Source organism: Runella sp. CRIBMP (genome assembly GCF_009905605.1).
Classification (GTDB): Bacteria; Bacteroidota; Bacteroidia; order Cytophagales; family Spirosomataceae; genus Runella.
The window spans coordinates 117,740-142,897 of record NZ_JAAAKZ010000007.1 but is presented as its reverse complement, the minus strand read 5'-3'; the positions used below and the strand labels follow the sequence as shown (position 1 = coordinate 142,897).

The window sequence follows — 25,158 nt, the reverse complement described above, 5'->3', positions numbered from 1 at the left end:
ATAAGCACCTTGAACCTTTGCGTAATTAAATATATTCTAAATAACCCCATTTTTAAATGCAGTACCTACCCAATGAGCAACGGTATCAGTCAATGGAATACCGTCGATGTGGCAACAGCGGATTAAAATTGCCCGCCATTTCGCTTGGCCTCTGGCACAATTTTGGACATATTGATGTGTTGGACAACGCCCGGAATATCTTGCGGGTAGCTTTCGACAATGGCATTACCCATTTTGATTTAGCCAATAATTACGGTCCACCAGCAGGCTCAGCCGAAGAGAATTTTGGCAAGATTTTCAAGGATGATTTTACTGCTTACCGCGACGAGCTGATTGTTTCGACCAAGGCCGGCTGGGGAATGTGGCCTGGTCCTTACGGCGATTGGGGCTCAAAAAAATACTTAGTGGCCAGCCTTGACCAAAGTTTAAAACGGATGAGTCTTGACTATGTAGATATTTTTTATCATCACCGCCCCGACCCCGAAACGCCTCTGGAAGAAACCATGACCACCCTCGACCTGATGGTGCGGCAGGGAAAAGCCCTCTATGTGGGTATATCGAGCTATCAACCAGAAGAAGCCGCCAAAGCCATCGAAATCCTGAAACAATTGGGCACACCCTGCCTCATTCATCAACCCAAATATTCCATGTTTGACCGCTGGGTGGAAGATGGGCTGTTGGATGTGCTTGATCAAAATGGCGTAGGCTGTATACCCTTTTCTCCCCTTGCCCAAGGGCTGTTGACCAATAAATACTTAAAGGGAATACCCCAGGGTTCAAGGGCCTCAAGCAATCGCGGCAACGGAGCGATTGAGGAAGACCACGTATCTGACGAAAAAATCAATAAAGTACGTCAATTGAACGTACTGGCCGAACAACGCGGGCAAAATCTAGCCCAAATGGCGCTTGCATGGATACTGAAAGACAAACGTATCAGTTCGGTCTTGATCGGGGTAAGTAAGCCCACTCAGGTGCTGGACTCTATCCGTTGTCTCGAAAACTATTCGTTTACGCAAGAAGAATTGGCGAAAATCAATGAAATTCTGAAATAGCCGCAAAGGGCTTGAGTGTCATTCCAGCGCATGTGTCAATACCCAAACTTTTAAACTCGTACATCCATGAATCACTATTTCAAGACAGCCACAAAGCGCGCCTGTTTCGTATTGAGTCTGCTAACCATCGTATGCTGTATCGGTGGTTTCCCGACGTTGGCACAAAAAAATAAAAGCGGAGAAAAACCAGTTATCGCGACCTTGAATGCCTATTCGTTCAGCGATTTGCTCACCGCTCGCGATGCCCGCAACAAAAATCAGGTATACACTTTGTTTAACCTGCTTGATTGGTGTGCCACCCAACACATCAAAGCGCTTGACCCTACGGCTTATTTCTTTCCCACCTATCCAGAAGTGCCTTCCGATGAATACTTACAAAAATTCAGGGACCGGGCCGCGGAATTGGGAATTAGGATCAGCGGTACCGGGATACGGAATAACTTTGCCTCTCCCGACCCTAAAGTACGCGCGGAAGGTGTGCAACTTGCCAAAAACTGGATTGTAGCGGCTTCTAAAATGGGGGCTCCAGTGGTGCGGGTGTTTTCGGGCGAGATTCCCAAAGGCTACGAACACAAATGGAAGGAAGTGGCCGGATGGATGATCGAATGTTATAAAGAATGTGCCGTTTACGGGGAAAAATACGGGGTCAAAATCGGCATCCAAAATCATGGAGATATGCTGCAAACGGCCGAGCAATGCATCTATGTGCTGGACGCGGTGAACTCCAAATGGACCGGACTGATCGTGGATACCGGCAATTTCAAAACCAAAGACCCTTATCAAGACATTGCCGCCGTTGTGCCGTATGCCATTAATTGGCAGGTCAAAGAAAGTGTTTTCGGACTGGGCAGCGAAGTTCCGACGGATTATAAGCGCTTGGTTCAGATTATAAAAAAGGGCGGATACAAGGGCTATTTGCCCATTGAAACCCTGTCCGTGCGCGGCAAATCATACGACCCTTTTGCGTTGGTCCCTGCAATGCTGAAAGAGTTAGATGTGGCCATTCAGGAAGTCTACAAATAAGGAAACAATTCTGACCGGATAAGGTAACTGCTCATGAAAAAGAAAAGCACTCTTCGTCTCGCCGTTTTTGGCACACTGTTCATTTTTTTGGTTTTCTCTGGCTTGGCTCAGGAGAAATTGAGAGAAGACCGACTTAATTCCAACCCCATACAATCATCTGTTCCAGCCAATTACAAAGGCCGCCCCTTCGTAGATTCCACCCACACGGGGAGGGCGCAGGTAATTCCTGGAAAACTCGAATGTGCTTTCTATGACTTGGGCGGTGAAGGCGTGGCTTACCATGACTTCGAAACCGAAAACCGAGGCAGCGGTGGACTCAACTTGGCCCCCCGCCACCAGCGCCCTCATGCTACGCAGTACGAATGGGCGTTTAGGAATGAGGAAGCAGTTGATGTTTCTTATACCAAAGACTTTGCCGACTTCAATCACCTCAACAACTATTACACCCCCGAAGTAAATCAGTTCTATGTCGGCTGGACGGAAGATAACGAGTGGCTCAATTATACAGTGGATGTCAAGATAGCAGGCAAGTATAAAATCGACGCGCTATACGCCAACAGTGACTCAAAAATCTCCTTTGACATAAATCAAACAACTGCTACTATCTGCAAACTTCCGTTGAATACGGGCAATTTTCACCATTGGAATAAGGGCGAAATCGGCACTATTTCTTTCTCTAAACCTGGGCTTCACCTGTTGACCTTTCATTACAACAAAGGCAACAACTTCGCCTATTTCGAATTTACGTTGGTTGATAAAAAAATTCAGGGGGCAAAGTAACCCCCCAACCCGTCACTACAAAGGGGTACGATTTTCTGACAGCCTGAAAGTGAAGGCGTTGCTCAAAAACTATACAATACCAAGAAATATTTTCAATTTCAGGGTTCACAAAACAGTAAATTTAGTACCATTAAGTATTACAATGTAGGTAGCCAAACAAACCTCTAAATCCATAACTATGCGACGTGTTCTTTCTGGTTTATTCATCTTTACTGCTCTTATCTGCAATGATGCCCATGCCCAATACAACAGGGTTGCGATGAATCGCGAATACATCATCTCCCTTACCCAACAATGGAAAGGAGAGAGACTTCCCGACGGAAGGCCCTATGTATCAGACGATTTACTGGAAAGGCTCAAAAAGGTGGTGTTGACCCACGCTTGGGGTGGTTTAAAAAAGCACAAATTTAATAACCAATACCAAGGAAATTGGATGATGGTCAACCCCGACAAAAATACCATCATGACTGGACGGGCGGTGACGGCTCAATACATGCCACAACGGCCCGATTTTGGGGATGTTATCCGAAAAGTGGGACTGGCCGAAGGCCACGGCGACAAGGCACTGTCAAACGTATGGCCTATTGAGATGCTTAAAGATGGAGATGTGTACGTGGCCGATGGTTTTGCAAAAATGAATGAGGGGACATTGATTGGCGACCGATTGGCCAACTCTATTTACTCAAAATCAAAACGGGGCGTGGTATTTTGGGGCAGCGTACGAAATTTGCAAGAAATCCAGAAGGTAGAAGGATTTAACGGTTGGATTTTGGGTAATCACCCTTCGGCCATCAATGAAGTGATGTTGACCTCAATCAATGCCCCCATCCGAATCGGCGATGCCACCGTTTTGCCTGGCGATGTGGTGTATGCCAGCCCCTATGGCACCCTTTTTCTACCCGCCTATTTGGTAGAAGGAATCGTACTGGAAGCAGAAATAAGCAACCTTCGTCACGTATACGGCATCATGCGCAACAAGGCTGGCGATTGGACAACCGGCCAAATAGATAGCGATTATACCCCTCAGATGAACAAAGAATTTCATGATTATTTGCGTAGCCTACCCGACAACAAACTTCCCATGCCCCGCAAAGAATTGAATGCGTATTTGGAAGCTAAAAAATAATGTATTGTTCGGATAGGGCTATTCTCAACCTCGTATAGCCCTATCTGAATTCTCTCAAACACGCCCTTCTTTTCAATCCTTTTTGCGGTATTCTCCCGGGGTAAATCCCGTTTTTTGTTTAAAGAAACGACCAAAATCACTCAGTTCAGTTTTCCCGATTCGGAAAGCGACTTCGGCAATCGAAAGCCCCGTCTGTTTGAGCATTACCTTGGCTTCCAGTAGGAGCATATCATCGAGCAACTCGTGGGCAGATTTGCCCGTTGTGGCCTTTACGCACTTGTTGAGGTGGTTGGGCGTCACCGAAAGAATATCGGCATAATCCCTGATTTTTTGTTTTTGATAACTATACTGTGCTAGCGCACTTTTGTATTTTTCCGTAATCTGCGAAGCCGCGTTGATTTTTACTTTTTGCTCGGTTTTCACAAACGGTCTGATTTCCGACATCAACGCCAGCAAATACCCCTGCACAATGCTAAAATCGGGCGAATCACTTTTTTTGTATTCTTTTTCGAGCCGGTGCAGAATAAATAAAATTGTTTGCGTGGTTTCTTCGTCGATGGTCACCAACGGATTACCAATAAATTGCAGAAATGAATAGTCGGCAAACAGGTCTTTGGATTGAAAGTTTTTGGTCAAAACCTCGCTATCGAAGTGACAGTAAAAGCCTTTAGCATCCAAACTTAGGGATTTGTGCGCGGTAATCTGGTAGGCGGGCAAAAAGAAAAACGTATTGGCCCCAAATTGATAACTGTCCAACCCCTTGCTCCTGACGCTGGTTCCGCTCGTCAAAAACACAAAATCAAAGACCATTTTCCGGTGCGGCGGCAGCGGAAACTTCATCATGTCTTTGTATTCTTCGAGGCGATTGATGTGAAAAAAATGATGCGTCGACGTAAACAACGTTTGCCACGCCAACTGAGCGTCAAAATGGATTTGTCCCATTTCAAACGGGTTCAGTATCGGAACAGTACTGTTTTTCACGCATCAATTTGTTTAAATCTTGCCAATCCTATTTTTTCAACGCCTCCTCTATTGCCTTCTCGGCCAGCGGAGCCATGATTTGGTAGCCTTTTAAGGTTGGATGCACGCCATCGCCGGCAATGTCTGGGCTCATGCCATTACGACCGTCTTTCATCGCGGTATGATAATCCAAATACACCAACCCATTCTTTTGAGCATACGCTTTTAAGCGTTCGTTTAGTTGAATAATTTTATTGGGAACATCCGCAATTTCCTTCCGCCACGGAAACTCAAACGCGGGGTGCACCGACGCCAGCACGACTTTGATTTGGTTAGCCTTTGCAATTTCGACCATAGAAGCGATGTTTCCCAGCGTAAATTCGGGGTTGTATGGGCCTGTATTTTCAGCAATATCGTTAATACCGATGTTGATAACCACCACTTTTGGTTTCAATTCTACCACATCGGGTCGAAACCGCAACAACGCTTGCGGCGAGGTCTGCCCGCTAATGCCCCGACCGATGTAGTTGCCTTTGGCAAAAAACTCAGGTTGTTTGTTCACCCAACCTTCAGTGATGGAATTCCCTAGAAATACCACCCGATTTTCATCGGCTTTAGGGGCGGGCAGCTTTTTATTGGCATCGGCATAGCGGCTCAAATACGCCCAGTCGTTGCGTTGAAAACTCGCAATTTGCTCTTCTGAATATTTCAAATCCAACGCGGAAGGACGCAGTTTTTTAAGGTAACCCTGCAATTTCATCCAATCTCCAAAGCGCTCATACCAAGTATCGGTGGGGATTTTTTGTTTGTTCATGCCAAAACCATGTCCTCCTTTTTGGTAAATATGTAATTCTGCGATTTTTTTGGCCGCAATCCACGCATCATACAAAGCCGTGGCGTGCGGAGCAAAGCCCAGTTGGTCGTCGGAAGCGGCGCAAATCCACGCTGGTGGGGCATCGGCAGGCACTTTTATCTCCCCAAAAATATCCGTTTTGGGATAAATCGGCGCAATAAAATCTGGACGGTTGGCGGCGGTGTAGCTCAATCCCACACCCAACGTCAACGCTCCACCCGCCGAGAAGCCCATAATCCCGATTTGGTTGGGCAAAATATCTAGCTCCTTGGCGTGTGTTCTCACATATTCTATCGCTTTTTTGCCATCGGCTACGGCCATTTCTACCACGGGGGCGTTTTCTTCGTCGAGCTTCTTAAAATCCCGCATTTTGGGCATCAGTTCCGCCACGGGGTCGTCGGTGACGCTTCGCACCAGTCGATATTTAAGCACAAATGCCGCCACACCTTTGGAATTCAACCATTTGGCCACCTCAATACCTTCGCTATCGATGGAAAGAATGTGAAAAGCCCCGCCCGGAGCCACAATCACCGCCGTTCCCGTCGCGATTTCCGGCTTGGGCAAATAAGCAGTCAACGTGGGTTGCGATACGTTATAAACCGTTCTGGTCTTGAAGGCATTGTTCACGCTTTCCTTTTCTCCCCACGTCCAACTTTCAGAGCCGGGCGCTTTTCCCTCATACAATTGGATTACTTGTTGGGTATATCCCGTTGCTCCCGTCAGGGTTAGAAGGGTAATAAGCGTGTAGATAGCTAATTTCATTGGTATTTTTAAGTGTTTTTTTTGTACAAAATTGCGGTTAATTAAGCAAAAATTGTAGGGAAAAGCAATCAATTGTCGACAAATTCAATCCATTTTAGGACATTCTGCCTGATATAAATCAACTTAGTTTATTGAATCCTCAAGGAGGATTCTCTGATAACCAAGCCCGTTCTCAAAACATTAGAAATCGAAATCCTGTCGTTTTTGGGATTTTTGATCAGATTAATCAGCAATTCAGCCGCGGAGCGCCCCATCTCAAACGCAGGCTGCGCTACGGTACTCAAGGCGGGATTGAGCAGGCCAGTGATGGGCAAATCCGAAAACCCAATCAGCGCAATATCGTGCGGCATGGATAGTCCTGCTTCTGTAATGGCCGCGTGAGAACCGATGGCGATGTTGTCGCTAGAGGCAAAAATGCCGTCTACTTTGACCGAGCCACTCAGCAACCTACGTGTAATGACGAGGGCTTCCTGCGAGTTGTATTCAGACGACATAATGATGTCCTCCATAATGGGTATTTTATAGTCAAGCAACGCCGACCGATAGCCGTGCAATCGACGGCGGCTGATGAGTAAATTGGGCGGCCCAGAGATATGCGCGATTGTTTTACAACCCTGTTTTATCAAGTGCTCGGTGGCTTGATAAGCCCCTTCAAAATCATCTACCGATACTTTATGGGTATCTATTTCGTCACAAATACGGTCAAAAAACACAATGGGAAATCCTTGATCGTGGAGACTCTTGAAGTGGGCATAATCTTGGGTTCCGGTAGCCAACGAAACCAACATCCCATCTTTACGACGATTGGCAATGTGCCTGACGTTCATCACCTCACGTTCGTAGTTGTCGTGGCTTTGATAAATCACTACGTGATAGCCTTGGGCAAAAGCCACATCTTCAATACCCGCAATCACCAGGGCAAAAAAAGGATTGGAAATATCGGGCACAATCACCCCAATGTCGTTGCTGTGGCTACTCAACAGGCTCAACGCCACGGGGTCTGGCGTATAGTCGAGCCGCTGTGCCAGTTCCAATACCCGCTGTTTGGTCTCGGCTCCGATTTCATAGCTGTCGCGCAACGCCCTCGAAACCGTAGAGGTCGAAACGTTGAGTTCCCGGGCAATATCTTTGATGGTTGTTTTTTTCATCTTAGGTACTATCTTAAAAAAGTCATATTTTTCTCCAAATCAGAAAAAAATAAATACAACAAGGCAGTTAGGTATTTTTACATTTTTTATTGAAATGTTCTGATTGACGCAATCGTTTTCGGGAACGTTTGCGTTAAGATTTTTAAAAATAAACATATATTTTCTTGTAAATACACCCTAATAGACATAAAATCAACAAAAAAATTGGGATAAATTCCCGAATCGTTCAAACTGTACCTTGGTTTAATTATACTTACGTTAAACCTCAACTTCAAAAACGCATAACCTATGAAATCTACTAAATTGCTCTCTACGCCCTCGCTTCTTTTGGGAGTGCTGTTGTTTGCTTCCAACGCTGTTTGGGCGCAGATAAAAACGCAGCCGTCTCTCGGATACCGTTCAGCAAAGTTACTGACCGTTAACGGATTACAATTTAAAGATTTAAATAAAAACGGCAAACTCGATAAATACGAAGACTGGCGATTGTCCAACGAGGTCAGAATCAACGACTTGATTTCTCAGATGACGATGGAGGAAAAAATCGGCTTCATGATTATCAGTACAACGCGTTTAAAAGGTGATCAGGCGTTTCAGGCTAATGCAACTAGGGGAGAAATTACGAGTGATTTCAATGAAGAAGATTTAGTACAACCAAATAATATGTTTACCCGCAAGCCTTTGCCTACGCCAATGATGTCGGCGGCGGGTACCACCAAAGGGGTTATGAATTTCCACCTGCGTCATTTTATTTTACGGGCCAACACTTCCGCCAAAATCATGGCTGATTGGGCCAATAATTTACAGGCGTTGTGCGAAACCTCCCGTTTGGGCATTCCTGCCATTGTCGCGTCAAACCCACGCAACCACGTGACGATTGACGCCTCTGTCGGCTTGAGCGTGGGCACGACGGTATTTTCTAAATGGCCTGGCGAATTGGGTATGGCGGCCATGCGGGACCTGAAACTTACCCGTGAATTTGCCGAAATTGCCGCCCAAGAATGGTCGGCGGTGGGCTTGCGCAAAGGCTATATGTACATGGCCGATTTGGCCACCGAACCCCGCTGGCAACGCGTGGAAGGCACTTTTGGTGAAGATGCCGATTTGTCGGCCAACATGATTCGCGAAATTGTGCTGGGTTTTCAAGGCACCAAACTGGGCAAAAACTCGGTCGCGATGACCACAAAACACTTCCCCGGCGGCGGTCCGCAGGTCGACGGCCAGGATTCACACTTTGAGTGGGGCAAGTTTGCGCATTATCCAGGCGGGATGTTTGAGTACCACTTGAAGCCTTTCAAAGCAGCCATCGAAGCGGGCACTTCTTCCATCATGCCGTACTATTCGGCACCCAAAGACAAGAATATGGAAGCCGTGGGATTTTCGTACAACAAAGCCATTATCAACGATTTATTACGTAAAAAACTCGGCTTCAAAGGCATTATCAACTCCGATACTGGCCCAATTGACATGATGCCTTGGGGCGTAGAAAACCTCACGATTATTGAGCGCTACCAAAAAGCCATCGACGCCGGCGTTGATATTTTTTCGGGCGGTGCCGACCCCGCTATTTTGTTGGAAACGGTCAAAAAAGGCTTGGTAAAAGAAGAGCGAATCAACGAATCCATCAGCCGACTATTAAAAGAAAAATTTGAACTGGGCCTTTTTGAAAATCCGTATGTGGATACCGAGGCCGCCTCTAAAATAGTAGGCAATGCCGAATTTCAGAAAAAAGGCGATCTGGCCTTGCGCAAGTCCATCGTGTTGCTCCGCAACGACGCCAAACTGCTGCCTCTCAAAGCCCAAACCACTGCGCGCCACACGAAAGTTTATTTTGAAACCTACTACAACAACGGACGCACGCCCAACCCAGTAACGGTCTATAAACCAACCTCTACCCACCCCACGATTGAGTTTGTGGCTACCAAAGATGAAGCCGATGCAGTGCTGCTGTGGCTGATTCCGAGCGGCGGAAGTCTGTTCAGTTCTGCTGGCAAACCAATTGAATTGAGCCTTTCCAAAAACAAAATCGATGTGGCTCACGTCAACGAACTTATCAAAAGCAAACCCACCATTGTGGCCATCAACTATACCAGTCCATGGGTGATTAATGAATTAGACATGGATAATACCAAGACCGTTTTGGCTACCTTCGGCACCACACCCGATGCCTTGATTGACATCATAAGTGGAGCATTTAAGCCCACGGGCAAGATGCCATTTTCGACGCCCATTTCTGAACAGGCCGTGGTCGAAAACAAGTCAGACGTACCGGGCCATCTCGAAAACAAGGGCTATGCACTCTTTAAATTTGGGGATGGGTTGAGCTATTAGGGGTTTCGCATAAATCTGGGGAATGCGTCAGTCGGTCCGCCGACACACTCCCCAGATTTACGCTCAAGCAATTAATTAAACTTGGAAAGTCTTTTTTGCCCAATCATTTCTCTTCTTCTTTGTTGGTGGGATGAATGACAAACCACGATGCAACATAGGCCGTGAAAGTCCCAAAAAGGCCTACCCCACCCGTCATTAAAACCACCGCAATCAGCCTACCCTCGGTCGTGACGGGGTATTTATCGCCATAGCCTACGGTTGTGATAGTAACATATGCCCACCAAAGTGCATCTTCGGCGGTTTTGATGTTGCTATTGGGGTCTTTTTCAACCTGCAAAATACCGATGGCCGAAAAAATAATCAGCAAAACCGCAAGAATTGAAACGGAAGTGAACGCGCCCTGCGCTTTGTTATGAAAAAGGTGGTGAAGCAACTGATGAATAGACCGAAAAGCGCGAATGAGGCGCAACAATCTGATGAGCCGTAATAGCCTTCCAGCCCGCAAAAAATCAACCATCGGAATGCTGGAAATGAGGTCAATCCAACCCCAACGCATAAACTTTCGTTTGTTTTCGGCTTGATAAAATCGGATGCAGAATTCCACAAAGAAAAAAACGCAAATGGTATTGTCGATGTAGTTTAGCAACAATGATGTTTCTTTGGGCAATACATAAACCGTATCAATGGTCAGTGCGCCTAAGACATAAATAGAAAGCACCAGCACCAGCAAATTCAAAAGCCCTAATCTGTTTGTAGGTCGGGGGGTATCGGCTTCTTTCATCGTAAAATAATGATAAATGTTAGAATCTCTTTCATTAAAAAATAAAATACCTACCCACTCCTTTATCTACTTTCTCCCTCCGAAAAAGTGTTTATTTTTCTATTTTACGGTCCAACGAGCGCATCTTCAATGGTTCTTCCATTTCTTCTTTGTTCACACATTTGGCTCCTTCCATTATCTTTACAAGATGGAGACACTTTTTCGTTTTTTTGCCCAATTTCAACCCATCTCGACCGATGCACAAGAAGCGATTCGAGAGATATGTTCGGTGATTCATCTCAAAAAAAACGAAGAATTACAACCCATCGGGCATACCTGCCGCACCATTTACTTTGTAAAAAAGGGTATTGCGCGCATTTATTATTACAAAGACGGCATCGACATCACGGAGTCGTTCTCTTTTGAAAACAGCATTATTGCCCGCGTAGAGAGTCTTTTTACCACAAAACCGTCGCGTAAGGCCATCCAAATCATTGAAGATGCCGAGCTTATCGCCATCAATGCAACCCAACTTTTCCGGCTGTACGATATTCACCCGTCTATTGAGCGGCTCTTTCGAAAAATCTTCGAAAAAGGCTACGTCGAAACCGTAAATCGTATGGAAAGTCTGCAATTTCATACCGCCGAAGAGCGCTATTCAGCCCTCCTGCACGAAGCCCCCGACCTCCTACGACGCGTGCCGCTCAAATACATTGCGTCTTATCTGGGCATTACGCAAGTGAGTCTCAGCCGAATTCGCGCCACCCTCAAATAACCTCGTTGACGTCTCGATTATTTAACAAATGTAAAAGGAATACGTTTTTTAGGGGCTGACCTTTGTGGGGAAATTAACATCCTCGCATGGAAACCATTCAATTAGGACTCAAAGAAAATGGACGGCAGTTTGCACTTTTGGTCATCATAAATGCCTTTGTGGGCGGTATGATTGGGCTTGAACGCTCGATTCTGCCGCAACTCGCCGAGCAAGAATTTGGCATCGCTTCCAAAACCGCGCTTTTATCATTCATCGTTACGTTTGGCATTACGAAAGCCATTGTTAACTATTTTACGGGTAAACTCGCCAACTCGTTGGGACGAAAAAGGTTACTGGTGATTGGGTGGCTGTTTGCCTTACCCGTGCCGTTTATCCTGATTTCCGCACCTAGTTGGTCATGGATTGTGCTTGGCAATATCCTGTTAGGTATAAATCAAGGTTTGAGTTGGAGCGCGGCGGTGATGATGAAAATTGACCTCGTCGGCGACAAAAATCGGGGACTGGCGGTCGGCATCAACGAGTTTTCGGGTTATCTTTCGGTAGGGCTGGTAGCCTTCCTGACGGGCTATATTGCTGAACGTTATGGAGTTAGGCCGTATCCTTTTTATTTGGGTATTGGGTTTGCCACCGTGGGTTTAGTCCTGACTTTGTTGTTTGTCAAAGATACGCGTCAGCATGTTTCTAAGGAAAACAAAAAAAGCAGTATTCCAACGCTAAAAAGTCCGTTTTGGGACACTACCTTTCGTCATAAATCATTGAGTGCCATTACCCAAGCGGGTTTAATCAACAACCTCAACGACGGCATGATTTGGGGAATATTGCCGTTGCTTCTGCTAACCAAGCACTTTACCCCCGCCCAAATTGGCATTTTGACCGCCATTTACCCCTCGGTTTGGGGATTGAGTCAGTTGATTACGGGCAAACTTTCTGACATTTACGCCAAGAAAATGCTCCTATTTTGGGGAATGCTCCTCCAAGCCGCTGGTATCGTGGCGTTGATTTGGGCCAGTAACTTTCTCCAATTCACACTGATTGGAATATTTTTAGGCATGGGAACGGCACTGGTTTATCCCACTTTTCTGAACGCCATTTCTGATTATACCAATCCCCTCCAACGCGCCGAAAGTCTGGGCACTTTTCGATTTTGGCGAGATTTAGGCTATGCCATCGGGGCTTTGCTCACGGGTATCATCGCCGATTCGCTGGGGATTGATGCATCCATCGTTGGCGTCGGTGGTTTGACCGCCCTTTCAGCTTTTGTGATTTTATTCAGGATGAGGTAAACTATGGCTCAATCTCCATTTCTAACAACGCATAACTCAACGCTTTTCCGTGGGTATCTATGGCCAAAGAGGTCGTTACTCCTGTCAATAAGGCATCTTGACAAACAAACAACAACGACGAAATATGGGGCATTTCGTACCGAATTATTTCGCCAAAAACGATTTCTTTTAAATGTTCTTTCACTCTTTCTACCGTTACTTTTTGGCACAAAAATTCATAATCTTTTGCATCATACGGAATCAGCGAGAGGGTAGAGATATTGCCTTTATCTCCTGCACGGCTGTGGGCAATGTGGTAGAGCTTCATATTCAAAATATTATCACTTCTGGAATCACTTTATTTCTATCCACCAAAACCGATACAATACCGACGAGCTCGGTGACGTATTTCCTAGCGCCGCCTCCGCCCGCTGGACCGTTGGTGTAAAGGGCTTCTACTTCTTCGCCAATCAGGGCAGCTTTTTGGGCGGTATCAGCATTGGCCGCTACTCGTAATCTCACTTCATAAGGTTCAATTTGGTGTGCAAAATCGGTACGGTGGATGGCTGAGACCCCGACGTAATCTGTTCGCAAATCGGGAAAATCGGCTTTGAGCCTTTTTTCAAGGGTATCGCCAGCCAATCTTGCCCGAGCGAGTGCATTTTGACCCGCGTACGAAATTTCGCCTTCACCCAGAAAACCAGCCTGAAAACCTACGCTTACTTTGAGTGTCGAAGGTTTTTCGTGGCCTGTTCCACCCCATACTTTGACTTGATTTTCAGCGATTTGTTCTAAATGAACCGTGGTGAAATTTGCCGAGACATCAGGCGTAAGGTAGGCAAAAGGGTTGACGACCTCGTACAGTAATTGTTCTTTGACGGTAGCCAAATTTACTACTCCGCCTGTACCTTCTACCTTGCTGATGATGGCCGAACCGTCGGAAAAAATATCGGCAAAGGGGTGCCCCAAGGTGTCCATGTTAGTCACAGGTTTTGTGATTGGGTCGGCAAAATACCCCCCAGTCACTTGCCCCGCACATTCCAACAAATGCCCTACAACCGTTCCTTGTCCTAGCAGATTGTAATCGTCGGTAGCCCAACCAAACTCGTGTATCATCGGTGCTAAAAACAACGATGGATCAGCAACTCTTCCCGTAATAATGATATTTGCTTCTGATTGTAACGCTTCCAAAATTCCTTCTACACCCATGTACGCATTGGCCGAAATGAGTGGGGAGAATAGAGGGTTAAGAGATGAGTGGTTTTTAATAAGGTTTATGGCAAAATCTTCATTATTAAATTTAGAAATCTCATCACTCATCTCTTTTAACTCATCACTCAACTCGTCGCCGATGACGGCCGCTACTTTTATAAGAATTCCTTGTTTGTTAGCAATTTCGATAATTTTCTTTGCGCCTTCCATAGGGTTGGCGGCTCCCATGTTGGTAATGAGGCGAACGTTGTTTTTAACCAAAAGGGGCAACAACCCTTCAATGCGACGTTCCAGTAACGGGTCGTAGCCTTTGGCGGGATCAGCAAGTTTTCGTTTTTGGGCAAGGGCAATCGTGCGTTCGGCCAAACATTCTAACACCAAATAATCTAAATTTCCCTGTTCGGCCAAAATCATGGCAGGTTCGAGTCTATCACCTGAAAAACCTGCCCCGCAACCTATTCTGATTTGATTTTTCATTGTTATTTGCCGGTATGAAATTTATCGTTATCCCAATTTTTGGGATTGTTTTCGATATAATCATTGATTCGCTGGTATTCGGCATCATTTCGGATAATATGGTCATGAAACCTGGATTGCCAACCAAACACAACCCCCTCATTATCGGTTAGTTGCAGCCGATTACAGTGTTTTGTAACAGCAGATTTATAGGAACCAACAATAGACGAAACGGTATTTTGTCCCTGATTTTGAAACCGTTGTTGGACGGGCGATTGCGGTTGTATTGGTGATTGTATTGGCGGTTGTAGAGACAAGGCATGCCTTGTCTCTACGTTATTACGGACGTTATCGTTATTACCGACGTTATCGCCAATGACATTGTTGATAAACGGTTCATTTTCAGTTTTATCCAGAATCAAAACCCCATGAATATGATTTGGCATAACCACAAATGCGCCTAATTCAATATTTTTTGCATGGTTTTTAATTTCATGCCAAAATACGTCGGCGAGGACACCGATGGACGATAATTGCATTTTACCATCGACAATTTTACCAAAAAAGTGCTCGCGATTTTTGGTACAAATGGTAATAAAATAAGCGCCATTCCACCCGTAATCCCACCACGATGCACGTGCCGACGCAATACGGTATCTATTTTGAAATTTTTCCATCATTACGGCAATCATTTTACAAATGAATCGACCCCGTTAACAGCGCCATCAACGTCATCACAATCGTAGTACCCCACGCCCAGAAAAACGTGTGGCGTTGGTGTTCGCCTAAATCTACCTCGGCAAGGCCAACTAGCAGAAACGTAGAAGCCGTGAGCGGACTGATGGGAAAGCCAACGGTCATTTGCCCCAGCAAGGCTGCTCGCCCAATTTCGAGAGGGTCTAGCCCAAATTGGGTAGCGGTTTGGCTCAAAATGGGAACCACGCCAAAGTAGTAGGCATCAGGAGTAAAAAGAATGCTTGCAGGCAAGCTCGTGAGCGCAGTCAAGGTAGGTAGCCAACTAGCGTGTTGTTGAGGAATGAGCGCTACCAAAGAATTGGCCATGGCATCAATCATTTTAGCACCCGTCAAGATTCCAGAGAAGACGCCTGCAGCAAAAATCATGCTTGATACCAAAAATATATTGGTGCCGTGGCTTTTGACAACCTTTTGTTGGTCGGCAAGTTTGGGGTAATTGATAAGTAATGCAATCATACTAGCAATCACAAATAAAACGGGAGCGGGAAGCCATCCTTTGGTCAAGGCTACAATAAGCGCAATGGTCAAAATAGCGTTGAGGACAAGTAGTTTTGGGCGACGTAAATAATGTTGTTCTGTACTTAGATTACCCTTGTGACTGTATTCAAATTCAATAATTCCGAGGCGTTTTCTTTCTCTTTTCCCAAATAAATACGCAACAAAAAGCACCCAACTAATGCCTGCTACAATGGCAGGAATGTTGGGGTTAAAAATGTGAACGGCATCGCTTTTGAGCGTCGAAATGGCACGAGCAGATGTACCCGACCACGGAACCAAATGCAACGGCCCAACGCTCAATGCTACGATGCTCGCCAAGATTTTTCGGTTGATTTTCAATTGTTTGTAAATAGGCAAAAATGCCGATAACACAATCATAAATGTCGCCGTACCGTCGCCGTCGAGGTGGACAATCATGGTCAAAATAGCCGTCCCAACGATTACCTTTAAAGGGTCGCCTTTTACCGATTTAATGATGGCCGTAATGACGGGGTCAAACAATCCCGCATCGAGCATGGTGGCAAAGTACAACACTGCAAACATCAACAGTACCCCTGTGGGTGCTACTTGCTTGATACCCGCCAAGGCAAAATCGCCGAGCTCTTTGGGCTGGAAACCCGCCAACAATCCAAAAACAATGGGTGTAATGACCAAGGCTGTCATCACCGACATTTTTTTTGTCATAATTAGCACCAAAAAGACAAGAATCGTAGCAAAACCGAGGATGGAAAGCATTGATAATTAAGAGTTTTTGTTTTTTAGTGTTTAAAGAATTGCTCCTGCTATTTTTGAAATCTCATCACAATCTTTTAACAAAGCAGATGCCTGATAGGGGAAATGAGATTGCTCCTCAAACAATTTTAATCGTAAGATTTGACCCTAACCTCTCTTCAACGCTTTGTATTTCTCAATATACATTTTATCCAATGCTTCGGAGTCTTTGTATTTGACACGGAGATCAGCCAATTTTTTGTGCATTTCTGTTTTTATCTTGGCATATTTGGGGTCGTTATAAACGTTTTTAAGCTCATTTTTATCATTGGCACGGTCATATAGCTCCCACTCATCCACATCATGATAAAAATGAACCAATTTATATTTTTCGGTTACGATTCCGTAGTGGCGTTTTACCATGTGAATACCTGGATATTCGTAATAATGGTAATAAGCCGCATCCCTGAAATTTTTGCCTTGGCCCTTAAAAATAGGAATCAGGCTTTCGCCCTGCATATCAGCAGGAGGTTTTACACCCGCAGCCTCCAAAAACGTTTGGGCATAGTCCAGATTTTGAACCATTTGGCTATTTTTTGACCCTGCTTTTATCACACCAGGCCACTTTATTAACAAAGGAGTTTTGAACGATTCATCAAAAATAAAGCGCTTGTCAAACCAGCCGTGCTCACCCAAATAAAAACCTTGGTCGGAGGTGTAAACGACAATGGTATTTTCTTCCAAGCCATTCTCTTTCAAAAAGTCTAAAACCTTGCCGACGCCTTCATCTACCGAGGCGATACAGCCCAAATAATCTTGCATGTAGCGCTGGTACCGCCATTTCATTTTGTCGGTTTCACTCATTTTGGGATAATTTTTGATGAACTCTTCGTTCATTTTGTCGTAGGTTGCATCCCACACTTTGCGCTGTTCGGCATTCATTCGACCAACGGTGTAGTTATAATTACGTTTATCGTAGGGATGCGACTCTTTGATGCCCAATTTATCCATGTTTTCGGGCTTGATTTTAGAATCACCCGCCCAGTTCATGTGCGTTAGAAGGTTCATTTCGGCTTGCTTAGAGGCACTTCCGCGACCTTCATAATTGTCAAAAAGCGTGGCAGGTTCAGGAAATTTTTTGTTGATAAATTCCTTGAAGTGGCGTTCGGCAGGAAGCCATTCGCGGTGAGGCGCTTTATGCAAATAAGCCAAAAAGAACGGTTTTTCTGGGTTACGCTCTTTTTTGAGCCAGTTGAGCGTCAGGTCGGTGATGATGTCTGTGACATAGCCCATAATTTTCTTTTTACCCTCTTTTTTGGTGATAAAGTCAGGGTTGTAATAATCACCTTGGTCGGGCAAAATCTTAAACTCGTCAAACCCTTTGGGACTATTTCCAAAGTGTAATTTCCCGAACATCGCCGTCTCGTAGCCATTGGCTTGAAGAAGCTGGGGGAAAGTCATATTGGTTGTGTCAAACGGAAAATTATTGTCGATTTTTCCGTTTAAGTGACTGTGTTTTCCTGTCAAAATCACGGCTCTCGATGGCGCGCAAATGGAGTTGGTAACACAGGCATTGCTAAAAAGCATCCCTTCCTTGGCAATTCGGTCGATGTTGGGGGTTTGGGTAAGTCGGTTGCTATACGCCGAAATCGCCTGATATGCATGGTCGTCTGACATAATGAAGACGATATTGGGACGGCGTGTTGCCTGTTGGCGATTTTTCTCGAAGGCTTGCCTGAATGAAAGCATACCAATAGCAATAACAGCCACGGCAGCGATAGAAATGGTGATTTTTTTCATGAATACTAGCTTATCAAAATTTCAAATAATCATTAAAAAACGGTAACAAATCATTCAAAACACGACCGTCTGGAGACCAGATTTTATTGCCGTGGTCGCCAATGTATTCTTCGGCAAAGTGATTGATACCCAAGTTCTCTAACCGCTGACTCAGCATTCCAATTTGAACGGGAAAACGGGGTGAGTCATTTCGCCCCCAGTCAAGTTTAATAGCGGTCATTTTTCGTAGATTATCCGCGTATTTGTTGACCATATAGACAGGCATATTAGCTTCCCATTTCTCCAAAACCGCCTGATTAACTATCATTTTATCACCTTCGTAGCTAAATGGGAAATCACAGTAAAACGGTGGTTTGTTTGGGTTTGGCGACCACGCACGACCTACGGCCACCAATACTTTTGGATAATAGGTTTTCTTTAAATCTTCTTGCGTTTTTACGTTTTGAACTTCTTTGAATGAGGGGCTGTTGGGACCAAATTCTTTGACCATGGCCAATAAACCTGGGCTTAGGGCATAGATGCTACTAAACACTTCGGGATGCAACATCCCAATCTTGAACGCCCCGTAACCACCCATCGAGTGGCCTGCTATTCCACGGCTTTCGCGAGTGGCAAGGGTTCGGAAATTTTTGTCCACGTATTCGACCAGTTCTTTGGATTCAAACTCATCCCAGTTGCCAGTCAATGATGAATTTGAGTAAAAACTACCCTCGTAAAGTGTGTAATGATCGGCTTGTACAAAAATGAAGGGACGAATTTTGTTGCGTTTGATGCCTTCGTCGAGGATGGCTTGCATTTGGGGGAAAATATTGTCTTTTCCCATGAAGCCGTGCAAGTAATAAATAACGGGATAACGTTGCGTAGATGCGTCGTAATTGGGTGGAAGATAGACTGAAACCTTACGATTAGGGTCTTCGCCTCCTGTGTTTTGTAGGGCTTGGGAGTTGAGGACAAAGCTGACAACTTTGCCAGATTGGGCAAAAGCTCCCTGCACCCCGACGGAGGAGTTAAAGATTAGGAGTAAAAAGAGTATTTTTTTCATCGGGTTAGTTTATTAAAAAAACCTCCCGAAAGTTTAAAACTTTCGGGAGGGTGAGTAGGAGCGGCAGATACCCATACGGGCGTCCACGTCCCATCGTCGGTTTGACAAAAAATGCCTTAGCTCATCAAAATATTTTTGGCAAAAGCAACGCATTTTGCTACTTCTTTGACAGCATCCGAGCCTTCGGGAATTTGATACTCAAGCTCCACCGAAACGGGGAATTTATATTTGCGGTCACGAATCATCAACAATATTTCACGAATAGGCGTATCGCCCGTTCCCCAAACCAAGTTGCCTGCGCCGTGTTCGGGCGTAGTGCGGTCTTTGAGGTGCATCGTCGAAATACGGTCGTGTTTGTTTTCGATAAATTTCATGAGCGCTTCTTTGGTGTTTTTGCCCCCCGCTGCAAGGTAGTGCCCACAGTCAAAATTGATAGAGTTGTAAGGAGATTGGCTTAGTGCGTTATCCCACAGGGTATCAGTAGCTTGGGTGTGGTTGTGATAACCTACATACACCTTGTTTTTAGCCCCCAAATCACCCAAACGTTGCGTCTGTTTTGGATCGGTGGGTAGTTCTAGTGTCACCGAAGTTGCTCCCAAGACTTTGGCTACTTTCATACCGTATTCTACTTCGGCGTCGGTGTTGTTTACCCCAAAAGCGTTAGGTTTGAAAGCATAGATAGAGATACCTGCCTTGTCGAATTTTTTACGCACCTCTTTAAATTTATCCATCGAAACCGTACTGCGCCATTCGGCTACCTGCTTGTTGTACTCCGCCAACTGAGCGCGTTGTTCGTCGGTCAGTTGCGGGCGTCCACCTCCTGCGGGCGGGGGACCCATCCGAACCGGCGATTTTGGTTTTCCAGCGTATTCTTCCACCGAATCTCCCATCAATTCGATGGCACTCAGGTTAGAATCAATGCAAAATTGGATTAATTTATCGACGTCGTGGGGCATACTGCGAAACGAATAAGTAATGGCCCCAATCTGAACTCCTTTGAATTTAGAGTTAGGTTTCTCGCCTAATGCCCATGCTTTGTTGAAATTCATTAATCCACCCATTGCGGTGAGCGAAGCCATTGCCATAAAATCGCGGCGGGATATTTGTGTATTCATTGATGATTGGGATTTGATAATGAATGAAGGTTTTGTAAGTTTTTAATAAAAGAAAAACGTGCCTATCTTTTCCTGATTAATTAAATAATTTCGGAACAAATTGGGTTAAATATACCCGCCAGTTTCTCCAAATATGCCCACCTTCCGATTCTACATATTCGTATTTCATACCCATGCCATCTAATTTTTTACGAAAATCTACATTGGCTTGATAAAGAAAATCTGTTTTACCAATTGCTATCCAATAGAGCTTGGTACCGTTTTCTTTTTGCACTTTCAAGGTTTCATCAATGTTGCTATACACCTTTGCGGTGGCATCTTCACGAGGCATAATGGCAGCGGAAAACAAGCCCACGTAGTCGAAGGTGTTTGGATAAAATCTTGAAATGTGCATTGAATGAAAGCCTCCCATGGATAAACCCGAAATGGCTCTACTTTCTTTTTTAGCATTCACTCGGTAGTTTTTTTCTACAAATTTTACAATGTCCATAAAAGCCGCTTCATAAGAGCCTTCCATGGTACGAGGTGCCATAAATTGCGGTTTGTAGAAGCCTGTGTTCCCTTCGCCAGGGGCGGCATCTTGCGAGGCATTCCCGTTGGGCATTACCACAATCATTGGTTTTGCTTTGCCTTGGGCTATCAGATTATCCATGATTTGGGCAGTGCGTCCGAGGGCTATCCAAGCCTCTTCATCTCCACCTGCGCCGTGTAATAAATAAAGCACAGGATAGGTAGCGTTGCTACTTTCATAACCTGGGGGAGTGTAGATAGTAATTCGGCGGTCGATGCCCAGACCTGGTGAGTCGTACCAACGTCGGGTGACACTGCCGTGAGGAATATCATTAACCTTGTAATAGTCAGCCTGCGGCCCTCCGACTATAAAAATATTAGTAACAGTTGCTACGTCACGGTTTAAAAACGGGTTGTTGGGGTCGATGCTACGAAGCCCGTCCACCGTGAACGAATACGAATACAATTCAGGGGCGAGGGCGTCGGAAGTAAAAGTCCAGACACCTTTGGCATCTTTTTGCATCAAAGCAGGTTTGGGCACATCCACCAAACCAAAACGTGATTTGACTTTCATGGTAGGCAGAAAATCACCTGTTATAAAAACAGAGTCTGCTTTTGGGGCAAAAAAGCGGAACGTAACCGTTTTATCCGCATTGATTTCGGGCGACTTTAGGTCGGCGGCATTGAAAAGAGCTTCTTGCGTAAAAGCTAAGTGGCTCAATACTAAGCTAAAAAGTAAAACAAACGATTTTTTCATGTTTTGAAAGGGAAGTTTAATTGAGTGGAATCTGCCTTTTTCTTGAATAAACAATGTCGTTTTTAACATTAAATGACACCGCCAGTGAATTTTGCAACCCTCTGACGGTGACGAAACGAATTGAACTTTGATAGGTAAGAAAAAATTATTGGGGAGCAACGACCTTCAATAATTCTTCGTCGTGGTGATAACGAATGTTACACTTATTGTCGAAAAACATCGTTGTTCCTTTCTCCGCCGTATAAGGTTCCCATTTTGGAAGCCCTGCATGGTTTGGATTGCCTGTTTTGGCGAAATTAATCCACGATTGGCTTATTTTATCAGCCAACACGTACGCCTCTTTCCCGCCGCCCGTCATTTCTTCACAGCGCGCAATGTTGTTGAAGACAAACGGAATTTCCATACAGTGAACAGCTTTGTATTTTCCGTCCATCACAGGCGACTGCCAAGTAAACATGAACATATAAACGGGTGCCCCCCCTGCCAATGACGACTTTTGCTTGGCCTGCACCACTGCCCCAGGACGAAACATCACGTCAATGTCCAAAACGGCCGATGGCTTTGTATCTTCGGGGAAAGCTTTCTTTGCCGCAGCGATATACGCATCGGCGTTGTCACCATATGTTTTTTTGACTGCTTCCAATACCTGTACTTCAGTACTATTTGTAGGTACACTTCCTCTAAAAACCGCGAATTCATTCTTTGTTGTGCCAATGAGCAAAGGAGTGTTTTTTGATAACTCAAAAGCTTCATTTGAAAACAATTGATAAGGGAGAACCTCACCGTCCACACTTGGCCCCCAGCTCAAACCAAACCCAATCACAGGTTTGCCTTCTGCTTTCATTTTGTCGGCGATGGTTTTGAGGGCTTTTTTGCCTGCGTCGCTCAGGGTTTGGAAAGGCACATTCTGAACATCGTCCACTTTGTCAGCAGCAATGTTAAGTTCTTTAAGCACTTCTGCACCAATGGCTTGGGTTGTTTTTTTGTCGAGCATGGCCGCGCGAAACGACCCACTTTGGTTGATGGCTTTGTGGAATAAACCTTTGGCAGATGGCATCGCCATCAGGGTGTTTACTTTCGCTCCTCCACCCGACTGCCCGAAGATGGTTACGTTGTTGGGGTCACCGCCAAAGTTTGAAATGTTTGTTTTTACCCATTCCAAAGCGGCTTTCATGTCCAATACGCTCAAATTGGCCGATTGTTTGTACTTATCACCGTAGGCCGATAAATCCAAATAACCCAAGATATTTAAGCGGTGGTTGATAGAAACCACGACAACATCCCCTTTTTTAGCCAGATTCTCCCCATCGTACGAAGGCAATTCTTGCGAAGAACCTGCCGTAAAACCTCCCCCGTGAATCCAAAATAATACAGGCCGTTTTTTGCCGTCGTTTATGCCAGGAGTCCATACATTGATGCGCATACAGTCTTCGCTTGTATAGCCCCAATTGTGGTTAAAAACAAACTCAGATTCGTCCATCACAGTCGTCGTTGGATCCATGAGCGGAGCCACGGGGCCGTAGGTCATTGAGCTGCGTACATTGCTCCAAGGCTTTGGCTTTTGGGGTGCTTCAAAACGTTTGGCTTCAGCATACGGTATACCTTTATACGTAAAGATTCCGTTGTGAATATAGCCTCTCACTTTGCCCGCGTCGGTGTTGGTCACGGCTACATTTTCGCCCGTTTGAAGTTGGGCCTGCATAGGTTGTGACACACAAGTTGCGGCCAGCAAAAGTGGAAAAATGAGTCTTTTCATTGTTTAATAAGTTGTAAAACTGATAGGTTAAATTGATTCGTTATTTATTCCCGTAGGCTTTGTCTAAAAATAAATAACGCGCATCGTTTGTCGCTTTTTCGGCTTTGGATTCCGTATCCAAAATCATCACAGGCGGCGTAGCATCCCCCGCTTTGGCAAAGGGCCATTCGGGGAGTTTATCGCCGTTGGGATTGCCAGTTTTAATGAAATTAGCGAAGAAATTGAGCATTGTGTCCGAGACTTTATAGTCATCGGCAGTCCAAGCATAATCTTTCACAAGGTGTAGATTACCCATGCAATACTCAATTTCACATGCGTGCGGAGCGCCTACGGCCTTGGGTGCTTTGGGCGCGGGGCCATCGGCTCTTACGGTTCCTCCCGCTAGACCTGAAGTCAATGATTTATCCACCAACTCAGGACGCAGCTTGCTGTATAAATAGCGATATACGGGCTGGGCGCTGTTGTTACGGTGTAAATCAAACCATTTCCAAGTACTATAAGAAATAAAACGGTCGGCGGCCAATGCCGTGGCAGAGAGTTCAATTTCTTTTTCTGAACCATGCGGATAGAGTTTCAGCACTTCTTCAAAATCGTTAGGGTATTCCTTTTTCACCCGCGCTACGTAGTTTTCCTCTTTATACGGTTGGCCTTGCATGAAAGCCATGCCCGGGATTTCGGCGGAGTTCCAGCCCAACAACAACGGCACCTGTGCCTGCTCTTTGGCCGCAAAGATTTGAGGAATCGTTTTGGGAAGGAAATACCCATCAACCACGATAGGGAAGCCAAACATTTTTGATTCATCAAACAGTTCATAAACCTCTCTTGACGACAACGCCCGCAGTTGTTTGATGCTTACCACACCTGATTTTTTCAAGAAATCCACGCCCATTTTTTCGGCATCGGCCAAAGGGACAGGAGCCATGGTAGGATTAATACCCGCACCGCTTTCGCCGATGGCGCCCGCGATGAGCCCGCGCGACAAGGGCGAAGACATCTGCATACTGACGGCAATTGAGCCCGCCGACTCACCCGCGATGGTTATTTTTTTGGGGTCACCTCCAAAAGCGGCAATATTTTTCTCCACCCATTTCAGCGCAGCCGACTGGTCCAACATTCCATAGTTGCCCGATGCTTTATAAGGTGCCTCGGCTGAGAGTTCGGGGTGCGCCAAAAACCCAAAAATATTGAGACGGTAATTGCACGTAACGACCACGATTCCTTTTTTGGCCATTGACTCACCATCGTAGCGGGGCTCAGAGCCGTCGCCCGCAGCATTACCACCTCCGTAGTAGTACAATAACACAGGCAATCCTTTGGTGTTGCGTTTGGCAGGCGTCCAAACATTGAGATAAAGACAATCTTCACTCAGTCCGTTGGAGCGGGAATTCATATCGCCAAACACAATTTTCTGCATAGGGCGCGGGCCAAATTTTTTGGTTTCTTTCACACCCTGCCAATTGTCGGCGGGTTGGGGCGCTTTCCAGCGCAGATTTCCGACGGGTGGTTTAGCAAATGGTACGCCAAAGTAGGTCTGAATGCCCGTTTTAGTATCGTAATTTCCTTCAATGATTCCGTTTTCGATGGTTGTCTGTACCGCAAAAGCGTTATTTCCTTGTGCCAACACAGCGCCGCTCAACAAGCAAAGGACCCCTAACAAATAGCCTTTTCTTTTCATTTTTTTGGGTTAATTTTATTCATTGTCTCATTTTGTGACAA

Annotated in this window: 21 protein-coding genes; 7 read left to right on the top strand and 14 right to left on the bottom strand. The window is 45.4% G+C overall.

The window, feature by feature from the left end; all coding sequences use genetic code 11:
- Positions 1–56 precede the first annotated feature (56 nt).
- The 4 genes from mgrA (at position 57) to GVN20_RS18130 (ending at position 3,981) form a co-directional block, all read left to right on the top strand.
- Positions 57–1,052, top strand: coding sequence for an L-glyceraldehyde 3-phosphate reductase (gene mgrA / locus GVN20_RS18145; protein WP_166559699.1), 996 nt, complete (start codon positions 57–59; stop codon positions 1,050–1,052).
- Positions 1,053–1,118: 66 nt separating this feature from the next.
- The gene (locus GVN20_RS18140) at positions 1,119–2,075 is read left to right on the top strand and encodes a sugar phosphate isomerase/epimerase (RefSeq protein ID WP_166559698.1); all 957 of its coding nucleotides are present in this window, start codon (positions 1,119–1,121) and stop codon (positions 2,073–2,075) included.
- 33 nt (positions 2,076–2,108) lie between these two features.
- The gene (locus GVN20_RS18135) at positions 2,109–2,855 is read left to right on the top strand and encodes a carbohydrate-binding domain-containing protein (protein WP_166559697.1); all 747 of its coding nucleotides are present in this window, start codon (positions 2,109–2,111) and stop codon (positions 2,853–2,855) included.
- A gap of 178 nt (positions 2,856–3,033) precedes the next feature.
- A complete protein-coding gene (locus GVN20_RS18130; protein WP_166559696.1) occupies positions 3,034–3,981 on the top strand; it encodes an RraA family protein in 948 nt (315 codons plus the stop codon).
- Positions 3,982–4,053: 72 nt separating this feature from the next.
- Here the strand turns inward: GVN20_RS18130 and GVN20_RS18125 are convergent, their stop codons facing one another.
- The 3 genes from GVN20_RS18125 to GVN20_RS18115 all read right to left on the bottom strand — a co-directional run bounded on the left by GVN20_RS18125 (position 4,054) and on the right by GVN20_RS18115 (position 7,704).
- Positions 4,054–4,962 carry an AraC family transcriptional regulator gene (locus GVN20_RS18125; RefSeq protein WP_166559695.1) on the bottom strand — a complete coding sequence of 303 codons (909 nt, stop codon included), beginning with the start codon at positions 4,960–4,962 and terminating at the stop codon, positions 4,054–4,056.
- Between the two features lie 28 nt (positions 4,963–4,990).
- Positions 4,991–6,556 (bottom strand): GDSL-type esterase/lipase family protein, encoded by a 1,566-nt coding sequence (locus GVN20_RS18120; protein WP_229599110.1) that lies wholly within the window; start codon positions 6,554–6,556, stop codon positions 4,991–4,993.
- A 128-nt stretch (positions 6,557–6,684) separates the two neighbouring features.
- Complete coding sequence (locus GVN20_RS18115) at positions 6,685–7,704, bottom strand: LacI family DNA-binding transcriptional regulator (RefSeq protein ID WP_166559694.1); 1,020 nt, start codon at positions 7,702–7,704, stop codon at positions 6,685–6,687.
- A gap of 288 nt (positions 7,705–7,992) precedes the next feature.
- Here GVN20_RS18115 and GVN20_RS18110 point away from each other — a divergent pair, with 288 nt between their 5' ends.
- Complete coding sequence (locus GVN20_RS18110; RefSeq protein WP_166559693.1) at positions 7,993–10,032, top strand: glycoside hydrolase family 3 N-terminal domain-containing protein; 2,040 nt, start codon at positions 7,993–7,995, stop codon at positions 10,030–10,032.
- A 103-nt stretch (positions 10,033–10,135) separates the two neighbouring features.
- On the opposite strand, the gene GVN20_RS18105 is transcribed toward GVN20_RS18110, so the two are convergent.
- Positions 10,136–10,813 (bottom strand): potassium channel family protein, encoded by a 678-nt coding sequence (locus GVN20_RS18105; protein WP_166559692.1) that lies wholly within the window; start codon positions 10,811–10,813, stop codon positions 10,136–10,138.
- Positions 10,814–11,000: 187 nt separating this feature from the next.
- On the opposite strand from GVN20_RS18105, the gene GVN20_RS18100 reads away from it, so the two are divergent.
- Both GVN20_RS18100 and GVN20_RS18095 read left to right on the top strand, forming a co-directional pair.
- Positions 11,001–11,567, top strand: a complete 567-nt coding sequence (locus GVN20_RS18100; protein ID WP_166559691.1) for a Crp/Fnr family transcriptional regulator — start codon at positions 11,001–11,003, stop codon at positions 11,565–11,567.
- A gap of 86 nt (positions 11,568–11,653) precedes the next feature.
- Positions 11,654–12,850, top strand: a complete 1,197-nt coding sequence (locus GVN20_RS18095) for an MFS transporter (protein ID WP_166559690.1) — start codon at positions 11,654–11,656, stop codon at positions 12,848–12,850.
- Position 12,851: 1 nt separating this feature from the next.
- Here the strand turns inward: GVN20_RS18095 and GVN20_RS18090 are convergent, their stop codons facing one another.
- From GVN20_RS18090 to GVN20_RS18045, 10 genes are all read right to left on the bottom strand, one after another.
- On the bottom strand, positions 12,852–13,157 hold the full coding sequence (locus tag GVN20_RS18090; RefSeq protein WP_166559689.1) for a hypothetical protein: 306 nt from the start codon (positions 13,155–13,157) through the stop codon (positions 12,852–12,854).
- 2 nt (positions 13,158–13,159) lie between these two features.
- On the bottom strand, positions 13,160–14,518 hold the full coding sequence (locus GVN20_RS18085) for an acyclic terpene utilization AtuA family protein (RefSeq protein ID WP_166559688.1): 1,359 nt from the start codon (positions 14,516–14,518) through the stop codon (positions 13,160–13,162).
- A gap of 2 nt (positions 14,519–14,520) precedes the next feature.
- Positions 14,521–15,189 carry a transposase gene (locus tag GVN20_RS18080; RefSeq protein ID WP_229599109.1) on the bottom strand — a complete coding sequence of 223 codons (669 nt, stop codon included), beginning with the start codon at positions 15,187–15,189 and terminating at the stop codon, positions 14,521–14,523.
- A 1-nt stretch (position 15,190) separates the two neighbouring features.
- Positions 15,191–16,486, bottom strand: a complete 1,296-nt coding sequence (locus GVN20_RS18075) for a CitMHS family transporter (RefSeq protein ID WP_166559687.1) — start codon at positions 16,484–16,486, stop codon at positions 15,191–15,193.
- A 144-nt stretch (positions 16,487–16,630) separates the two neighbouring features.
- On the bottom strand, positions 16,631–18,211 hold the full coding sequence (locus GVN20_RS18070) for a sulfatase (protein ID WP_229599120.1): 1,581 nt from the start codon (positions 18,209–18,211) through the stop codon (positions 16,631–16,633).
- Positions 18,212–18,275: 64 nt separating this feature from the next.
- Complete coding sequence (locus GVN20_RS18065; RefSeq protein WP_166559685.1) at positions 18,276–19,304, bottom strand: alpha/beta hydrolase family protein; 1,029 nt, start codon at positions 19,302–19,304, stop codon at positions 18,276–18,278.
- 116 nt (positions 19,305–19,420) lie between these two features.
- The gene (locus GVN20_RS18060) at positions 19,421–20,419 is read right to left on the bottom strand and encodes a sugar phosphate isomerase/epimerase (RefSeq protein WP_166559684.1); all 999 of its coding nucleotides are present in this window, start codon (positions 20,417–20,419) and stop codon (positions 19,421–19,423) included.
- A 76-nt stretch (positions 20,420–20,495) separates the two neighbouring features.
- A complete protein-coding gene (locus GVN20_RS18055; protein WP_166559683.1) occupies positions 20,496–21,686 on the bottom strand; it encodes an esterase in 1,191 nt (396 codons plus the stop codon).
- Between the two features lie 145 nt (positions 21,687–21,831).
- The gene (locus tag GVN20_RS18050) at positions 21,832–23,442 is read right to left on the bottom strand and encodes a carboxylesterase/lipase family protein (RefSeq protein ID WP_166559682.1); all 1,611 of its coding nucleotides are present in this window, start codon (positions 23,440–23,442) and stop codon (positions 21,832–21,834) included.
- Between the two features lie 40 nt (positions 23,443–23,482).
- Positions 23,483–25,117: a carboxylesterase/lipase family protein gene (locus GVN20_RS18045; protein ID WP_166559681.1), complete on the bottom strand. Its 1,635-nt coding sequence runs from the start codon at positions 25,115–25,117 to the stop codon at positions 23,483–23,485.
- Positions 25,118–25,158 lie beyond the last annotated feature (41 nt).